Consider the following 12,938-nt stretch of genomic DNA (forward strand, 5'->3'; position numbering starts at 1 on the left):
CCGAAAAGGGCTGATTCCGGCGGACCGCGGCGCCCGCCCGGGAGGGGGCGGGACGGGCGCCGGAAGGGGACCGGAAGGGGGCCGGGAGCCGGGTCAGAACACGCAGGGAATGCCGCCGTCGGCCTGGGCGTCGACCATCGGGCCCTGCTGGGCCACGTTGGTGCCGGGGTCGGTCGGGGCACTGGTGGGGCGGTCGGAGGCCACGCCGGTGAACCCGGTACCGAGGGTGACGACCACCTTGTCCGGGCCGGCCGAAGCGGACTCGGTGGCGGTGACGCCGTAACGGGCGGCGATCTGGTCGGCGGCCTCCTTGGCGCCCTTGCCGTAGGTCACCGTGGTGGTCTTCGGCCTGGTGCCGGCCGGGCCGGTCCGGCCCTCCTTGAAGCCCATCCCGACCAGCACCTTGGCCTCGTTGGCGGAGGACACCCCGGCGGCGGAGGAGGCGTTCAGCACATCCACGGTGACGGCCTTGGCGGCCGTCGGCGCCGCACTCGCGGTCGACTGGGCGGGGGCCGGAGTGGTGGCGGTGGCCCCGGGGGTCGGATCGGCCGGGGCGGGGCCGGGGGCGGCGTCCGCGTAGCCGAAGAGCTGCTTGACGATCTTCTGGATCTGGGCGGGGTTGACGCCGTTGACGTCCTCGCCGTTGACCTGCTTGAGCTCGGCCACCGGGAGGGTGCGGAACTCGGCGTTGCCACCGGTCAGGTTGGGGGCCTGCTGGGCGAAGTCCAGGACGTTCCACTGGTTGTCGATGACCAGGTCCTCCTGCACCACGCCCATCAGCTCCCGCATCTTGCCGAGGTCGCCGAGGATGCCCTTCTGCTTGAGGTTGTGGACGACGTAGGAGATGAAGGCCTGCTGGCGGTGGGTGCGGGCGAAGTCGTCGGCGTTGCCGTGGCCGTCGTCCAGGTTGTGCCGCTGGCGGACGAAGGAGAGCGCCTGGGCGGCGTCGAGCCTGCTGTGTCCGGCGGGGAGCTTGAGGCCGGTGCCGCCGCCGGCCTTGGTGGCCGTCCGGGCGATGATCGGGTCGTCCACCGGGTGGGTCAGGCAGACCTCGATCGGCTGGAGGGCCTTGGCGATGTCGAAGAAGCCCTTGAGGTTGACCTCGGCGACGTGGTCGATCGGCTGGTCGAGGAAGGTCTGGACGGTGCGGATGGTGGCCGCCCGGCCGACGTCCCGGCCGGCCTTCTCCAGGTCGGGGCCCTTGAGGCCCTTGGCCTTCGGGCTGTTGTCGAACTGGTCCTTGGCGTTGCCGTAGGCCTGCTTGATCTTGGCCATGCCCAGCTTGGTGCCGTCGCCCTTGTACGTCATGACGTAGTCGTCGCGCGGGATCGACACCGCCTGCACCTTGCCGCCGCCGGCCGGTATGTGCAGCAGGATCAGCGAGTTGGTGTTGTAGCCGCCGATCTCGGAGTCGTGGCCGGCGTGCAGGTCGTTCTCGACGATCGCCGGGTCGAGGTCCGAACCGTCCATGGCCTTGCGGCTGTCCAGGCCGATCAGCAGCAGGTTGATCGAGTTGTCGAGGTGCTTGGGGGCGTCCTTCTTGGTCTCGTCCAGGGCCTTGGAGACGGTCATCCCGTCGGTGAGGGACGTGTACTCGTACCAGACCACCCCGCTGGCCGCGAACACCGCGAAGCCCACCGTGCAGGCCACCACCCGGCCCGCGATCAGCAGCGCGGAGCGCCCGCCGCCTCCCCTGCGGGCGGCCGCCCGGCCGGGCCGGGGCGACTGTCCAGGCTCCCGCGGCCGCCCGGCCGGTTCGGCGTGACCGGCCGGCCCGGCGTGTTCGGTGTACTCGGTGTCTTCGGTGTGCTCGCCGTGTTCGGCCATGGTGTGTCCCCCGGCTCCCGGACCGTTCGGTCGGTGTTCGACAGGCATGGAGCGGCCAGCGAAACACAGAATCGGATCAGGCCAAAACGATTCGACGTCAAACCGGCGGCAGCGCAGGCGGTTTGACGTCGAATGCCCGGACTTGGGCCGCAGGCGGGTGGCGGTCGGGACGCGACGGGCTCAGAGCCAGCCGCGCCGGCCGGCGAGCAGGCCGGCCTCGAAGCGGCTGCGGGCGCCGAGGCGGTCCATCAGGTCGGCCATCATCCGTCGGGTGGTGCGCAGCGAGATGCCGAGGTGCTTGCCGGCCGCCTCGTCGGTGTAGCCCTGGCCGAGCAGGCGCAGCAGTTCCTGCTCCTGGCGGGTGAGGCCCTCCTCGTCGCGCTCGGTCGGGGTGCCGAAGGGGGTGGCGTCGGACCAGGTCTGGTCGAAGAGCGAGACCAGGGCGGCGAGCACGCCGGGTGACGAGATCTGGACGGCGCCCTTGAGGGTGTTGGCGGGGTCGATCGGGACGAGGGCGACCCGCCGGTCGATGACCAGCATCCGCAGCGGCAGCGCGGGCACGGTGCGCACCTCGCAGCCGAGGCCGGTGAGCCACTCGGCGTGCTGGACGGTGGCCCGGTCCTTGCGCACCGCGTCCAGGTAGACGGTGCGCATCGACACCCCGCGGGCGAGCAGCTCCTCGTTGTCGGGGCGGCTGGCCTGGAGGGAGGCGGCGGGCCGGGCGCGGCCGGGGGCGAAGGTGAGCAGTTCGTCGCGGACGGAGCTGACCAGTTCCTCCATCCGGGCCTGCACGGTGGCCATGCCGAGCAGTCGCTCCAGCTGGCTGTCCTCGGCCGACTCGTCGCGGAACTGGGCGAGCATGCCGGAGATCTCGGCCTGGCGCCGCTCGAACTCCAGCTGGGCGCGCTGCTGCACGGATTCGTAGTACCGCAGCAGGGCCGGGAGTCCGACCCGCGGGTCGACCGGCCGCAGGGCGCCGGAGGGCGTGCCCGGGGCCTCGACCTCGGAGGGGCGGAGCAGGCGCAGGTCGGCGAGCTGGTCGAGGGCGGCGCGGACCTGCGCCCCGGTGAGGCCGAGCTTGCCGGCCAACCCCTCGACATCCAGTTGAGGATCCGTCAGCATCAATCGATAGACCGCTTGCGCGGCATCGTCGATCCCCCGCGTCATCGGCGCACCACTCCCCCGCAGCCGGTTACCGATTTCCGGCACTTGGCCGGACAAGTCCGCTGCCCGATCATGCCAGGACGGACAGGTCAGGGACAACTGCGGAAGCGTTTCTTTCGGGCCCCCGCATCGACCGGCCGGGATAAAGGTAATGAGAAGGTAATGGCACCAAGGTGCCACCGCGATCTTCCTGCCGCCCCGAACACCTTCCGGCAGCCCTCGACATCCTCCAGACTTTCGGTTGTCGGGGAGCCGCGAGCTCCCCGGCCGGGCCCGCCGATGATTACGGACCGTCATCACCGACGGCCGACCGATCAGGTCGGTGAATTGGCCGGCACCCGCTTCCGAATCGCACTTTGTCCTGGGGGACCCTCATGCTGCTTTCGTACCGCAAGCTCGCCTGTACCGCCGCCGTCGCCGCCGTCGCCGCCGCCTTCGCGAGTGGTGTGCTGACCGGCGCCGCGTACGCCACGCCGGGCTCCGCCCCGGCCGTCGGCCCGGCCACCGCCTCGGTGCAGCAGTTCACGAACGGCCTGACCACCCACCTCCGCGCGTCCCAGCTGGAGATGCTGCACGGTGCCGCGACCCCGGCCGACTGGCACTGGAACTGACGGCCGCTTCCGCAGGCCACGACAGCTGACGCCACCCCCGCCACGACCGACCGACGGGCAGTACGGCCGGGCGGCGGGGAAGGCCCGTCGGCGGAACTCCGGACCGCCGCATAAATTGAATGTGCAACAATCCGCCAGGAGCGACAGTGCCGGTTATCGAACCGATCGTGCTGGACTTCTTCGGCTCGGAGATCGCCCTCGTCCGGGCCGACCGTGACGAGATCTCGTTCCATTTCGGGCCGCACCTCACCGGGATTTCCCGGGACCCCGACCAACTGCGGGTGGAATTCTCCCGCACCCCGGGGAAGGACGCGCCCGGCGATTTCCTGGTGCGCCGCAGTGACGGAACGCCATTGCTGCGCCGCACCTTCCGGGGCTGGGGGAACCTCCCCGGCGCGGTGCCGCCGTTCGCGGCCCTCCAGGACCGGTTCTGCCTGACCCCCGCCGTGGTGTTGGCCAAGGGCGACGCCACCGTGGCACTGGTCGGCGGACCGTACTCGGAGCAGGCCAACGTCGGCGCCGCGCTGGCGCAGCGCTCCTGGGCGTTCGTCTCCGGACGACTGCTGGTGCTGGACCGCCGCACCGGGCACGTCCTGCCCTACCTCGCGCCGCTGGAGGCGCGCGGGCCGGCCGCGGCCCGGCTGCGCGGCGCCGGGCTGCCGGACGGCACCTGGCGCACCGTCACCTCGCCGGTCGGCGGCGAGGTGCTGCTGGTGCGGCCGGAGAGCCTCGGCCCGGTCGTCCCGGTCCGGGCCCGGCTGGCCCCGCCCGCGCTGGTCCGGCTGTGTCGCAGCGTCGACGAGGAAGTACGGCTGGCACCATGGGAGTTCACCACCAGGACCTGGCCGGCCGGGTCCTCGGGACTGCTCGCCGACGCACCGACCCACTGCCTGCACCTGCCCGGCGTGAGCGGGGCGGAGGAGGCCGCCGGACTGATCGATCACGCCATGACCCACGCCATGACCAAGGAGAAGGACGACTCGTGCCTCGACGTACCAGCTATGCCATCGGCGCACCGTGCTGGGCTGACTGCATCACTCCCGATCTGAGCGGCAGCCGGGAGTTCTACTCGGCGCTGCTGGGCTGGGAGTTCGTCACCGAGTCGCCGGACTACCAACTGGCCGTGCTGGGCGGGGAGGTCATCGGCGGCTTCGGCGCCGCACCGGTCGGGCTGCCGCCGCAGGCCGCGTGGAACGTCTACCTGGCGACCAAGGACGCGGAGCACTGCTGCGTGCAGGTCGGCCGGCTGGGCGGACGCGTGGTGATGCCCCCGGTGCCCGCCGGGGAGAACGGCCGGCTGCTGCTCGCCGTCGACTCCTCCGGGGTCACGGTCGGCTTCTGGGAGGGGGCCCGGGCCGAGGGCGTGGTGCTCGCCGACGAGCCGGGCGCGATCTGCGGCCACGAGCTGCGGGTGCCGTCCGCGACCCAGGCCGAGGCCTTCTACGGGCCGCTGTTCGGCTACCGGCTCGGCGCGGAGGGGGAGTTCACGCTGGACGGCTTCGTGCACGCCCGCGTGGTGGAGAGCGACCAGGGCCGTCCGTGCTGGCTGCCGCACTTCGGCGCGGTCGACCCGGCGGACGCCGTCCACCGGGCGGTCCGGCTGGGAGCCCGGTTGATGCGGCCCGGCACGGACGAGCCGCCGGTGCTGCGCGACCCGTGGGGCGCGGAGTTCGGACTCGTGGCGGCGGTCTGAGCCGCACGCGCCTCCCAAGACGGACGCGCGTGTCACAACGCCTTGACCGCGGCCCCCAGTTCGGGCCGGCCCTTGATCGCCAGCTTGCGGTAGATCCGGCCCAGGTGGGTGTCCACCGTGCGCTTGCTGAGGCAGAGCCGCTCGGCGACCTCCAGGTTGCTCAGGCCCTGCAGCACCAGCTCGGTGACCCTGCGTTCGCTCGGGGTCAGCCGGACCGGCCCGGCGTCCCGGGTGCCGATCGCCGGGCCGCCGCGCTCCTCGACCGGGCGCGGCCGGGCGTCACCGCCGGGCAGCGGGTCGGCCGCGATGGTCCGGGCGGCGGCGTGCTCGCCGAGCGCCTGGTAGGCCTGGGCCGCGTGGGCGCGCCACGGCACGCAGGCCGGGTCGGCCACGCCGCGGGCGGCCAACTGGTGCCCGCACTCCAGGAAGAGCCGCAGCGCCTGCTGGTGGTCGCCGCGGTGCGCGGCGACCAGGCCGCGGGCCTCCAACAGCACCGCGCGCAGCAGCGGGTGCGCCTCGGCGGGCAGCTCGACCCCGGCCAGTGCGGCGGCGTCCACCGGCAGGCCGCGGCGCAGCCGGGCCCGTACGGCCAGCGCCTGCGCGGCGCCCGCGAGGTCCTCGGCCCGGATCTGCCGGGCCAGCTCGGCGGCCTGCTCGGCGTCGGCGAGCGCGGCGTCGGGCCGGCCCTGCCGGTGGGCGATGTCGGAGCGGGCCAGCAGGGCGAGGGCGAGTTCGCCGCGGTGGTTCCAGCGCTGGGCGGAGCGGACCGCCCGCCCGGCCCAGGCCGCCGCCTCGTCCAGCCGCCCGGTCCAGGCGTAGGCCATCGCGGCGCCCAGCACCTCCGTACCGGCTTCGGCGGGCGAGACCCGGCGCACGCAGCGCCCGGCCAGCCGCACCGCCGTACGGGGCTGGCCCCCGGCGGCGGCCAGCGCGGCCAGCGCCCCGAGCAGGGCGGTGCCGGCGGGCTCGGCCGGTTCGGCGCGCAGGGCCGCCAGGGCGGGCCGCAGGGCGGTGCGCCGGCCGGTGAGGGCGGCCTGGGCGGCGAGCGGCAGCAGCAGTTCGGCCGGGGGGCCGGGGGTGGCGGCGAGCGCCGCGGCGGCCTCGGCGAACGGGACGGCGGCGGCGCCGGCCGCGCTGAGGGCGAGCACCGGCCCGGCGAACGGCCGTAGCAGCCGGGCCCGTTCGACCGGGTCGGGGGTGGCGGCGAGGCCGGCGGCGCAGCGGGCGGCGGCGGCCACGTCGCGGTGGAGTTCGACGGTGCCGAGCTGCCCGGTGAGCGAGCGGACCAGCTCCGGGTCGGCGGCGTCGGCGAGGGCGCGCTGGAGGTAGCGGGCGGCGTCGTCCCAGTGGCCGTCGGCGGCGGCGTCCCGGGCGGCGGTGCGCAGGACGGGGACGGCCCAGTCCAGCCCGGTGGTGCCGGAGGACATCAGGTGTTCGGCGGTGCGGGCGGCGGGGGCGCCGAGCCGGGCGAGCAGGGCGGCGGCCCGCTCGTGCAGGGCGACCAGGACGCGCGGGTCGGTGCGGGCCAGCACGGCGGTGCGGACCAGCTCGTGCCGGAAGGTCTCCGGCGGGCCGGGTTCGATCAGGTCGGTGCGGTGCAGCGCCTCCCGGGCCTCGTCGGCGAGGAGTTCGCCCTGGCCGGTCAGCAGGGCGGCGGTGGCGAGGTCGGCGCCGGTGCCCAGGACGGCGAGGCCGGTGAGCAGTTCGGCGGCCCGGGGGTGGCTCTGCCGCAGCCAGCTGAGGGTGGTGTCGGCGAGGGTGCCGGCGCCGATCCGCAGGACCGTGTCGAGGTCGGGCGAGCCGGGGTTGATCCGGGCGGCGGCCAGCCGGGCGGTGAGCTCCTCGACCACCAGCGGGTTGCCGCGGGAGAGGTCGTGGCAGACGGCGGCGAGTTCCGGGTCGACCGGGGCGTCGAACTCCTCGGCGACCCGCTCGGCCACGCAGCTGTCGCAGAGCGGGCCGGGGGTGAGGGTGCGGGCGTGGCGCAGGGCGGCGAGTTCGGCGGCGAGCGGGTCGGCGGCCTCGTCGGCGGTGCTGGCGAGCAGGGCGACGGGCAGGCCGTCGAGCCGGCGGGCGAGGTAGGAGAACCACTGCCGGGACTCCTCGTCGGCCAGGTGGAGGTCGTCCACGGCCATCACGACGGGGGTCCGGGCGGTGAGTGAACGGGCCGCGTGGAAAAGGTCGTTCAGCACCCTTTCGCGCCCGTTGCCGGTGTTTTCGGAACCTGCCGGAAGGGCTCTTCCGAGGGCGTCCGGCAGATCTCCGCCGAGGGCCGTCACAGGGAATTCCCGGGGTGTTTCGCCCGGGAATTGCGGAGCCGGCGCCAGATCTGTTGTCATGCGCATGAAGGGGTCGAAGAGCTGGCGCACCACGCCGTACGGAAAGTCCCGCTCGTTGTCGTGACATCGGGCCCGCAGCACCACCGCGCCCTCCGGCAGCCGGGCCAGCGCGGCCCGCAGCAGCGCACTCTTCCCCGTCCCGCGCGCGCCCCTGACCAGCACGACAGCGGAACGGCCGGCGGCCGCCCCGGCCACCGCGCGCGCCAGCTCCGCCAGCTCCGTTTCCCGGTGCAGCAAAACTCCAGTCGGCACCGCAACCCCCCGTCGTACCCGCGTGCGGACACACCAGTATCGCCTGTCGCACCCCCCTGTCAACGCACCGGGCGAATACGTACGGGGATACGTACCGGCCGAGCGGAATACGCAATTCCAGGCGATGCGTAACTCGACGGCGCCCACGGATATGCAGTATGTACAGCCCAATTGGCGCCGTGCTCGAATACTCGCGACGAACTTGTGAACACAGGGGGATGACTTATGGAGCGACCGCGGCTCAAGGCCCATTTCCTCACCGAGACGGTGGGCGAGAAGGTCTTCCTGCTCGGAGAGGGTCAGGACTACCTCGTCCCGGGGGCCGCCGCGGTGCGCCTCCTGCCCTACCTGGACGGACGGCGCACCGTCGCCGAGATCCTCCAGGAACTGGGCGGCGAGGTCCCGCTCGGCCAGGCGCTGACCGCACTGCGCCGCTACGAGGCCGCCGGGCACCTCGCCGAGGGCCGGCCCGAACTGCCGGACCACGTGCTCGCCTACTGGGACGCCCAGGGCGTCGACCCGGCCGTCGCCCTGGAGGCCGCCCGGGCCACCGAGCTGCTGGTGCTCGCCCTCGGCGCCGCCGAGGCCGCCCCGCTGGTCGAGGCGCTCACCGCCACCGGCCTGCGCGCCCGCGCCGTCACCGAGGACCAGGCCGTCGAGGGCGGCCCGGACACCATGGTCGTCGTCCTCACCGACGACTACCTGGCCCCCGCCCTGGAGCGGCTGAACACCGCCCGGCTGGCCGACCGGCGCCCCTGGCTGCTCGCCAAGCCCACCGGCACCTCCCCCTGGCTCGGCCCGCTGCTGCGCCCCGACGAGACCGGCTGCTGGACCTGCCTCGCCCAGCGGATCAGCGGCAACCGCCAGGTCGAGCGCTACCTGGCCGGCAAGCGCGGCGAGACCGTGCCGCTGCACCCCACCCGCGCCGCCATCCCGGCCGGCCCGGCGATGACCGCCCAGCTGCTCGCCACCGAGACCGCGCGCATCCTCGCCGACGAGTGCTGCTCCGCCCTCTCCGGCACCATGGTCAGCCTCGACCTCAACACCCTGCAGACCACCGAGCACACCCTGGTCCGCCAGCCCCAGTGCCCCAGCTGCGGCGACCCGGCGCTGCTCACCGAGCGCAGCCCCAAGGTCGTCCTCCAGCCCAGCCCGGCCCGGCACACCACCGACGGCGGCTACCGCGTCCAGGCCCCGCAGTTCACCTACGACCGGCTCAAGCACCACATCAGCCCGCACCTGGGCGCGATCACCCGGCTCGGCGCGCACGACGACACCGGCAACGGCATCACCTACAGCTTCACCGCCGGCCACAACTTCGCCATGGTGAACGACAACATGGACCTGCTGCGCCGCAACATGCGCGGCCAGAGCGGCGGCAAGGGCCGCTCCGAGATCCAGGCCAAGGTCAGCGCGATCTGCGAGGCGATCGAGCGCTACTCGGCGGTCTGGCGCGGCGAGGAGCCGGTGGTGCGCGCCGCCTACCGCGACCTCGACCCGGCCGTCGCCGTCCACATGGACGCCCTGCTCCAGTTCTCCGACGCCCAGTTCGCGAACCGCGCCGAGTGGAACGCCGACCCCAAGCACCGGCTGCACCTGGTGCCCGACCCGTTCCCGGTCGACGCCGAACTGGACTGGACCCGCGCCTGGTCGCTCACCCACGACGAGGAGCGGCTCATCCCCTCCGGCTACGCCTGGTACGGCCACCCCGACCTCCAGCAGCACTTCTACTGCGTCGGCGACTCCAACGGCTGCGCCAGCGGCAACACCCTGGAGGAGGCGATCCTCCAGGGCTTCTGCGAGGTCGTCGAGCGCGACGCGGTCGCCCTGTGGTGGTACAACCGCACCTCCCAGCCCGAGTTCGACCTCGACTCGCTGAACGACCCGTACGTGGACACCATGCGCGCCTTCTACGCCTCGGTGGACCGCGAGCTGTGGGTGCTCGACCTCACCTCCGACCTCGGCGTGCCGGTGTTCGCCGCCGTCTCCCGGCGCCTCCACGAGGTCGAGGACATCATGGTCGGCTTCGGCGCCCACCCGGACCCGCGGATCGCCGCGATCCGCGCACTCACCGAGGTCAACCAGTTCCTCCCGTTCATCGACCGGCGGGACGAGAACGGCAACACCCTCTACCGCACCGACGACCTGGAGACCCTGGAGTGGTGCAGGACGGCGACCGTCGCGGACGAGCCCTGGCTGCTGCCGGGCCGCGAGCTCGCCGCCACCACCCTCGCCGACTTCGCCCCGCTCGAAGGTGACGACCTCGCCGGACACGTCCGGGACTGCGTCGAGCGCGCCCGCGCCGCCGGCGTCGAGGTGATCGTGCTCGACCAGAGCCGCCCCGACCTCGACCTCGCCGTGGTCAAGGTGATCGCCCCCGGCATGCGCCACTTCTGGCGCCGCCTCGCCCCCGGCCGGCTCTACGACGTGCCGGTCCGCCAGGGCCGACTGGCCGCTCCGCGGACCGAGGAGCAGCTCAACCCGAAGAACGTCTTCTTCTAGGAACGGCCGGGTACCGACGCGATGACCACCGCCCTTGACCGGATCCACCTGCCCGCCGCCGCCCGTACGGTGCGCCGGCTGCGGCTGCGCCCCGACGGCGCGTTCGCCCCGCTCGGCCCGAAGGCCGTCCGGCTGACCGCGCCGGTCGGTGCGCTCAACCTGCCCGACCTGGCGCCCGGCGCCCGGGAGGCGGTGGCCGCGCTGGCCGCCGGGGAGCACACCGAGGAGGAACTGGCCGCCCTGGTCGCGGCCCGGGACGGCGACGCCGGCCTGCTGCGCTGGCAGCTGACCCGCCGCCGGCTCGGCACGGCCGGGATGCTGGAGCACTCCGTCCACCTGGCCGTGGACGGCCCGGACGGCACCGCCGGCACCGACGAGCCGCTGGCCCGGCTGCGCCCGGTCGGCCGGGGCGCGGCCGAGCCCGGCCCCACCCCGGACCCGACCGGGCAGGTGAAGCTGTCCCGCTTCGCCACCGCCGCGGTCGAGGACGGCGCCCTGCTGGTGCGCTCCCCGGGCAGCCCGCTGGCCGTCCAGCTGACCACCCGGGCGGCCGGCCTGCTGGCCGCCCTGGCCGGCTGGACCAGCCCCGCCGCACTCGCCCAACTCCCGGGCGCCCTGCCGCTGGACGCCGTCCGGCAGACCCTGCGGCTGTTCGCCGCCGCCGGGCTGCTGGCCTACGGCGCGCCCGGCGCCGAGCCCGAGGCCGAGGAGCAGCGGTTCGCCCAGTGGACCGCCGCCGACCTGGCCTTCCACTCCCGCACCCGGCGGCCCACCAGCGTGGCCGGCTACGGCGGCACCTACCGGTTCGGCGACCGCTTCGCCCCCGAGCCCGCCTCGCCCGCGCCGTTCGCGGGCGAGAAGGTCGCCCTGCCCGTCCCCGACCTGGACGAACTCGCCCGCACCGACCGGCCGTTCACCGAGGTGCTGGAGCAGCGCCGCTCGGTGCGCGACCACGACGAGCAGGCGCCGATCACCCTGGAGCAGCTCGGCGGGCTGCTCTACCGCAGCGCCCGCCGGCGGCAGACCTTCACCGGCGGGGACGGCCAGGAGCTGGCCGACCGGCCGTACCCGAGCGGCGGCGCGGTGCACGAGCTGGAGCTGTACCCGCTGGTGACCTCCTGCGCGGGCCTGGAGCCCGGGCTGTGGCACTACGCGACGGACCGGCACGAGCTGGAGCTGGTCAGCGCGCCGAGCCCGGCCACCGCCCAACTGGTCAGGAGCGCCCGCGAGTCCTGCCTGATGCAGACCGACCCGCAGGTGGTGCTGCTGGTCACCGCGCGGTTCGGCCGGGTGATGTGGAAGTACGAGACGGTCGCCTACCCGCTTATCCTCAAGCACGTCGGCGCGCTCTACCAGACCCTCTACCTGGTCGGCACCGCGATGGACCTCGCGGTCTGCGGCCTCGGCGGCGGCGACGCGGCCGACTTCGCCGCGGCCAGCGGCCTCGACTACTTCACCGAGGGCACCGTCGGTGAGCTGGTGATCGGCAGCCGACCGCCGACGCTGCGCCAGGACGTCGGCGTCCCACGGAGAGAAGCCAGAAGATGAAGTTCCGTTTCAAGGCGCTGCAGCGGATGCGCGAGCCGGACGAGCTCGACTCGCCGACGCTGCTCGCCGCACCGCGGGGCTGGATCGCCCTGTTCGTCGTGATGATCACCATGGCCGCCGCGCTGCTGTGGACCTTCGCCGGGACGATCCCGATCACCGTCGACGCCCCCGGCCTGCTCACCCATCCGCACGGCACCGCGATGATCCAGAGCCCGTACGGCGGGATGGTCCGCACCGTCCTCGCCAAGCCCTCCGACCAGGTCCGGCAGGGCCAGTCCGTGGCCCGGGTCGAGGACACCGAGGGCCACAGCCGGGAGATCACCAGCCCGTTCGGCGGGCGGGTGGTCGGCCTGTCGGTCACCGACGGCCAGGTCGTCGCCCCCGGCTCGCCGGTCGCCTCGGTCGAACGGGTCGACGACCCGCAGGAGCGGACGGTCGCGATGGTCTTCGTGCCGGCCACCCGCGCCGTCGGGCTGGAGCCCGGTGACCAGGTCGACCTCAACGTGTCCACCACCCCGGCCGGCGCCTTCGGCCTGCTGCGCGGCACCGTCAGCTCGGTCAGCCCGTACGCGCTCACCCGGGAGGCCGTCTCCGGCCTGGTCGGCGGCGACCTCGCCGCCCAGCGCTACCTCGGCAAGGACGCGCCCCGGCTGGTCGTCGTCGACCTCACGCCCGACCCGAACACCCCGAGCGGCTTCGCCTGGACCTCCCAGAGCGGCCCGCCGAACCCGCTGGGCACCCAGGTCGCCGTCACCGCCACCATCAACGTCGGCAAGCAGACCCCGTTCAACCTGATCCTCGGCCGCTGAGAGGAGGCACCGATGACCGCCACCGTCCCGGAGAGCACCCGGGCCTCCGCCCCCGTGCCGGAGCCGGACCCGAACAAGCCGGAGAAGTCGAAGCGCCGCCGGGGGGGGCCCCCCCCGGGGGGTGGGTCCCCTCCCCCGGGCGCCACGTCCGTTCAGAGCTTGCGCAGCAGCGCCCGGCGGACCTTGTGGTCGG

General features: G+C 74.1%; 9 protein-coding genes. 6 read left to right on the forward strand and 3 right to left on the reverse strand.

What is annotated here, in order from left to right; genetic code table 11:
• Positions 1-93: 93 nt before the first annotated feature.
• Positions 94-1,827, reverse strand: a complete 1,734-nt coding sequence (locus ACZ4W5_RS24695; RefSeq protein WP_465656938.1) for an LCP family protein — start codon at positions 1,825-1,827, stop codon at positions 94-96.
• A 180-nt stretch (positions 1,828-2,007) separates the two neighbouring features.
• Positions 2,008-2,949, reverse strand: a complete 942-nt coding sequence (locus ACZ4W5_RS24700; protein WP_360237895.1) for a helix-turn-helix transcriptional regulator — start codon at positions 2,947-2,949, stop codon at positions 2,008-2,010.
• Positions 2,950-3,365: 416 nt separating this feature from the next.
• Here ACZ4W5_RS24700 and ACZ4W5_RS24705 point away from each other — a divergent pair, with 416 nt between their 5' ends.
• The 3 genes from ACZ4W5_RS24705 to ACZ4W5_RS24715 all read left to right on the forward strand — a co-directional run bounded on the left by ACZ4W5_RS24705 (position 3,366) and on the right by ACZ4W5_RS24715 (position 5,295).
• Positions 3,366-3,602 carry a hypothetical protein gene (locus ACZ4W5_RS24705; RefSeq protein WP_360237893.1) on the forward strand — a complete coding sequence of 79 codons (237 nt, stop codon included), beginning with the start codon at positions 3,366-3,368 and terminating at the stop codon, positions 3,600-3,602.
• Positions 3,603-3,748: 146 nt separating this feature from the next.
• Positions 3,749-4,651: a hypothetical protein gene (locus tag ACZ4W5_RS24710; RefSeq protein ID WP_402487318.1), complete on the forward strand. Its 903-nt coding sequence runs from the start codon at positions 3,749-3,751 to the stop codon at positions 4,649-4,651.
• The gene (locus tag ACZ4W5_RS24715; protein ID WP_360237889.1) at positions 4,585-5,295 is read left to right on the forward strand and encodes a VOC family protein; all 711 of its coding nucleotides are present in this window, start codon (positions 4,585-4,587) and stop codon (positions 5,293-5,295) included. The genes ACZ4W5_RS24710 and ACZ4W5_RS24715 overlap by 67 nt, the downstream gene beginning before the upstream one ends.
• Before the next feature lie 32 nt (positions 5,296-5,327).
• Here ACZ4W5_RS24715 and ACZ4W5_RS24720 read toward each other — a convergent pair whose 3' ends face one another.
• Complete coding sequence (locus ACZ4W5_RS24720; RefSeq protein WP_465656941.1) at positions 5,328-8,138, reverse strand: AAA family ATPase; 2,811 nt, start codon at positions 8,136-8,138, stop codon at positions 5,328-5,330.
• Here ACZ4W5_RS24720 and ACZ4W5_RS24725 point away from each other — a divergent pair.
• The 3 genes from ACZ4W5_RS24725 to ACZ4W5_RS24735 are packed head-to-tail and all read left to right on the forward strand — an operon-like array spanning position 8,112 to position 12,745.
• Positions 8,112-10,388, forward strand: a complete 2,277-nt coding sequence (locus ACZ4W5_RS24725; protein ID WP_402487312.1) for a TOMM precursor leader peptide-binding protein — start codon at positions 8,112-8,114, stop codon at positions 10,386-10,388. The genes ACZ4W5_RS24720 and ACZ4W5_RS24725 overlap by 27 nt on opposite strands.
• A 21-nt stretch (positions 10,389-10,409) precedes the next feature.
• Positions 10,410-11,936: a SagB family peptide dehydrogenase gene (locus ACZ4W5_RS24730; RefSeq protein ID WP_360237883.1), complete on the forward strand. Its 1,527-nt coding sequence runs from the start codon at positions 10,410-10,412 to the stop codon at positions 11,934-11,936.
• The gene (locus tag ACZ4W5_RS24735) at positions 11,933-12,745 is read left to right on the forward strand and encodes a biotin/lipoyl-containing protein (protein WP_360237881.1); all 813 of its coding nucleotides are present in this window, start codon (positions 11,933-11,935) and stop codon (positions 12,743-12,745) included. Before ACZ4W5_RS24730 ends, ACZ4W5_RS24735 begins: the two co-directional genes overlap by 4 nt.
• Positions 12,746-12,938: the final 193 nt, after the last annotated feature.

The organism is Kitasatospora sp. NPDC029367 (assembly GCF_055569135.1).

What these genes read in the sequence shown, in the direction of transcription:
- ACZ4W5_RS24730 (WP_360237883.1), top strand. Translation starts at nt 10,410, where the DNA reads ATGACCACCGCCCTTGACCGGATCCACCTGCCCGCCGCCGCCCGTACG.
- ACZ4W5_RS24695 (WP_465656938.1), bottom strand. Translation starts at nt 1,827, where the DNA reads ATGGCCGAACACGGCGAGCACACCGAAGACACCGAGTACACCGAACAC.
- ACZ4W5_RS24720 (WP_465656941.1), bottom strand. Translation starts at nt 8,138, where the DNA reads ATGGGCCTTGAGCCGCGGTCGCTCCATAAGTCATCCCCCTGTGTTCAC.
- ACZ4W5_RS24705 (WP_360237893.1), top strand. Translation starts at nt 3,366, where the DNA reads ATGCTGCTTTCGTACCGCAAGCTCGCCTGTACCGCCGCCGTCGCCGCC.
- ACZ4W5_RS24735 (WP_360237881.1), top strand. Translation starts at nt 11,933, where the DNA reads ATGAAGTTCCGTTTCAAGGCGCTGCAGCGGATGCGCGAGCCGGACGAG.
- ACZ4W5_RS24725 (WP_402487312.1), top strand. Translation starts at nt 8,112, where the DNA reads ATGGAGCGACCGCGGCTCAAGGCCCATTTCCTCACCGAGACGGTGGGC.
- ACZ4W5_RS24700 (WP_360237895.1), bottom strand. Translation starts at nt 2,949, where the DNA reads ATGCTGACGGATCCTCAACTGGATGTCGAGGGGTTGGCCGGCAAGCTC.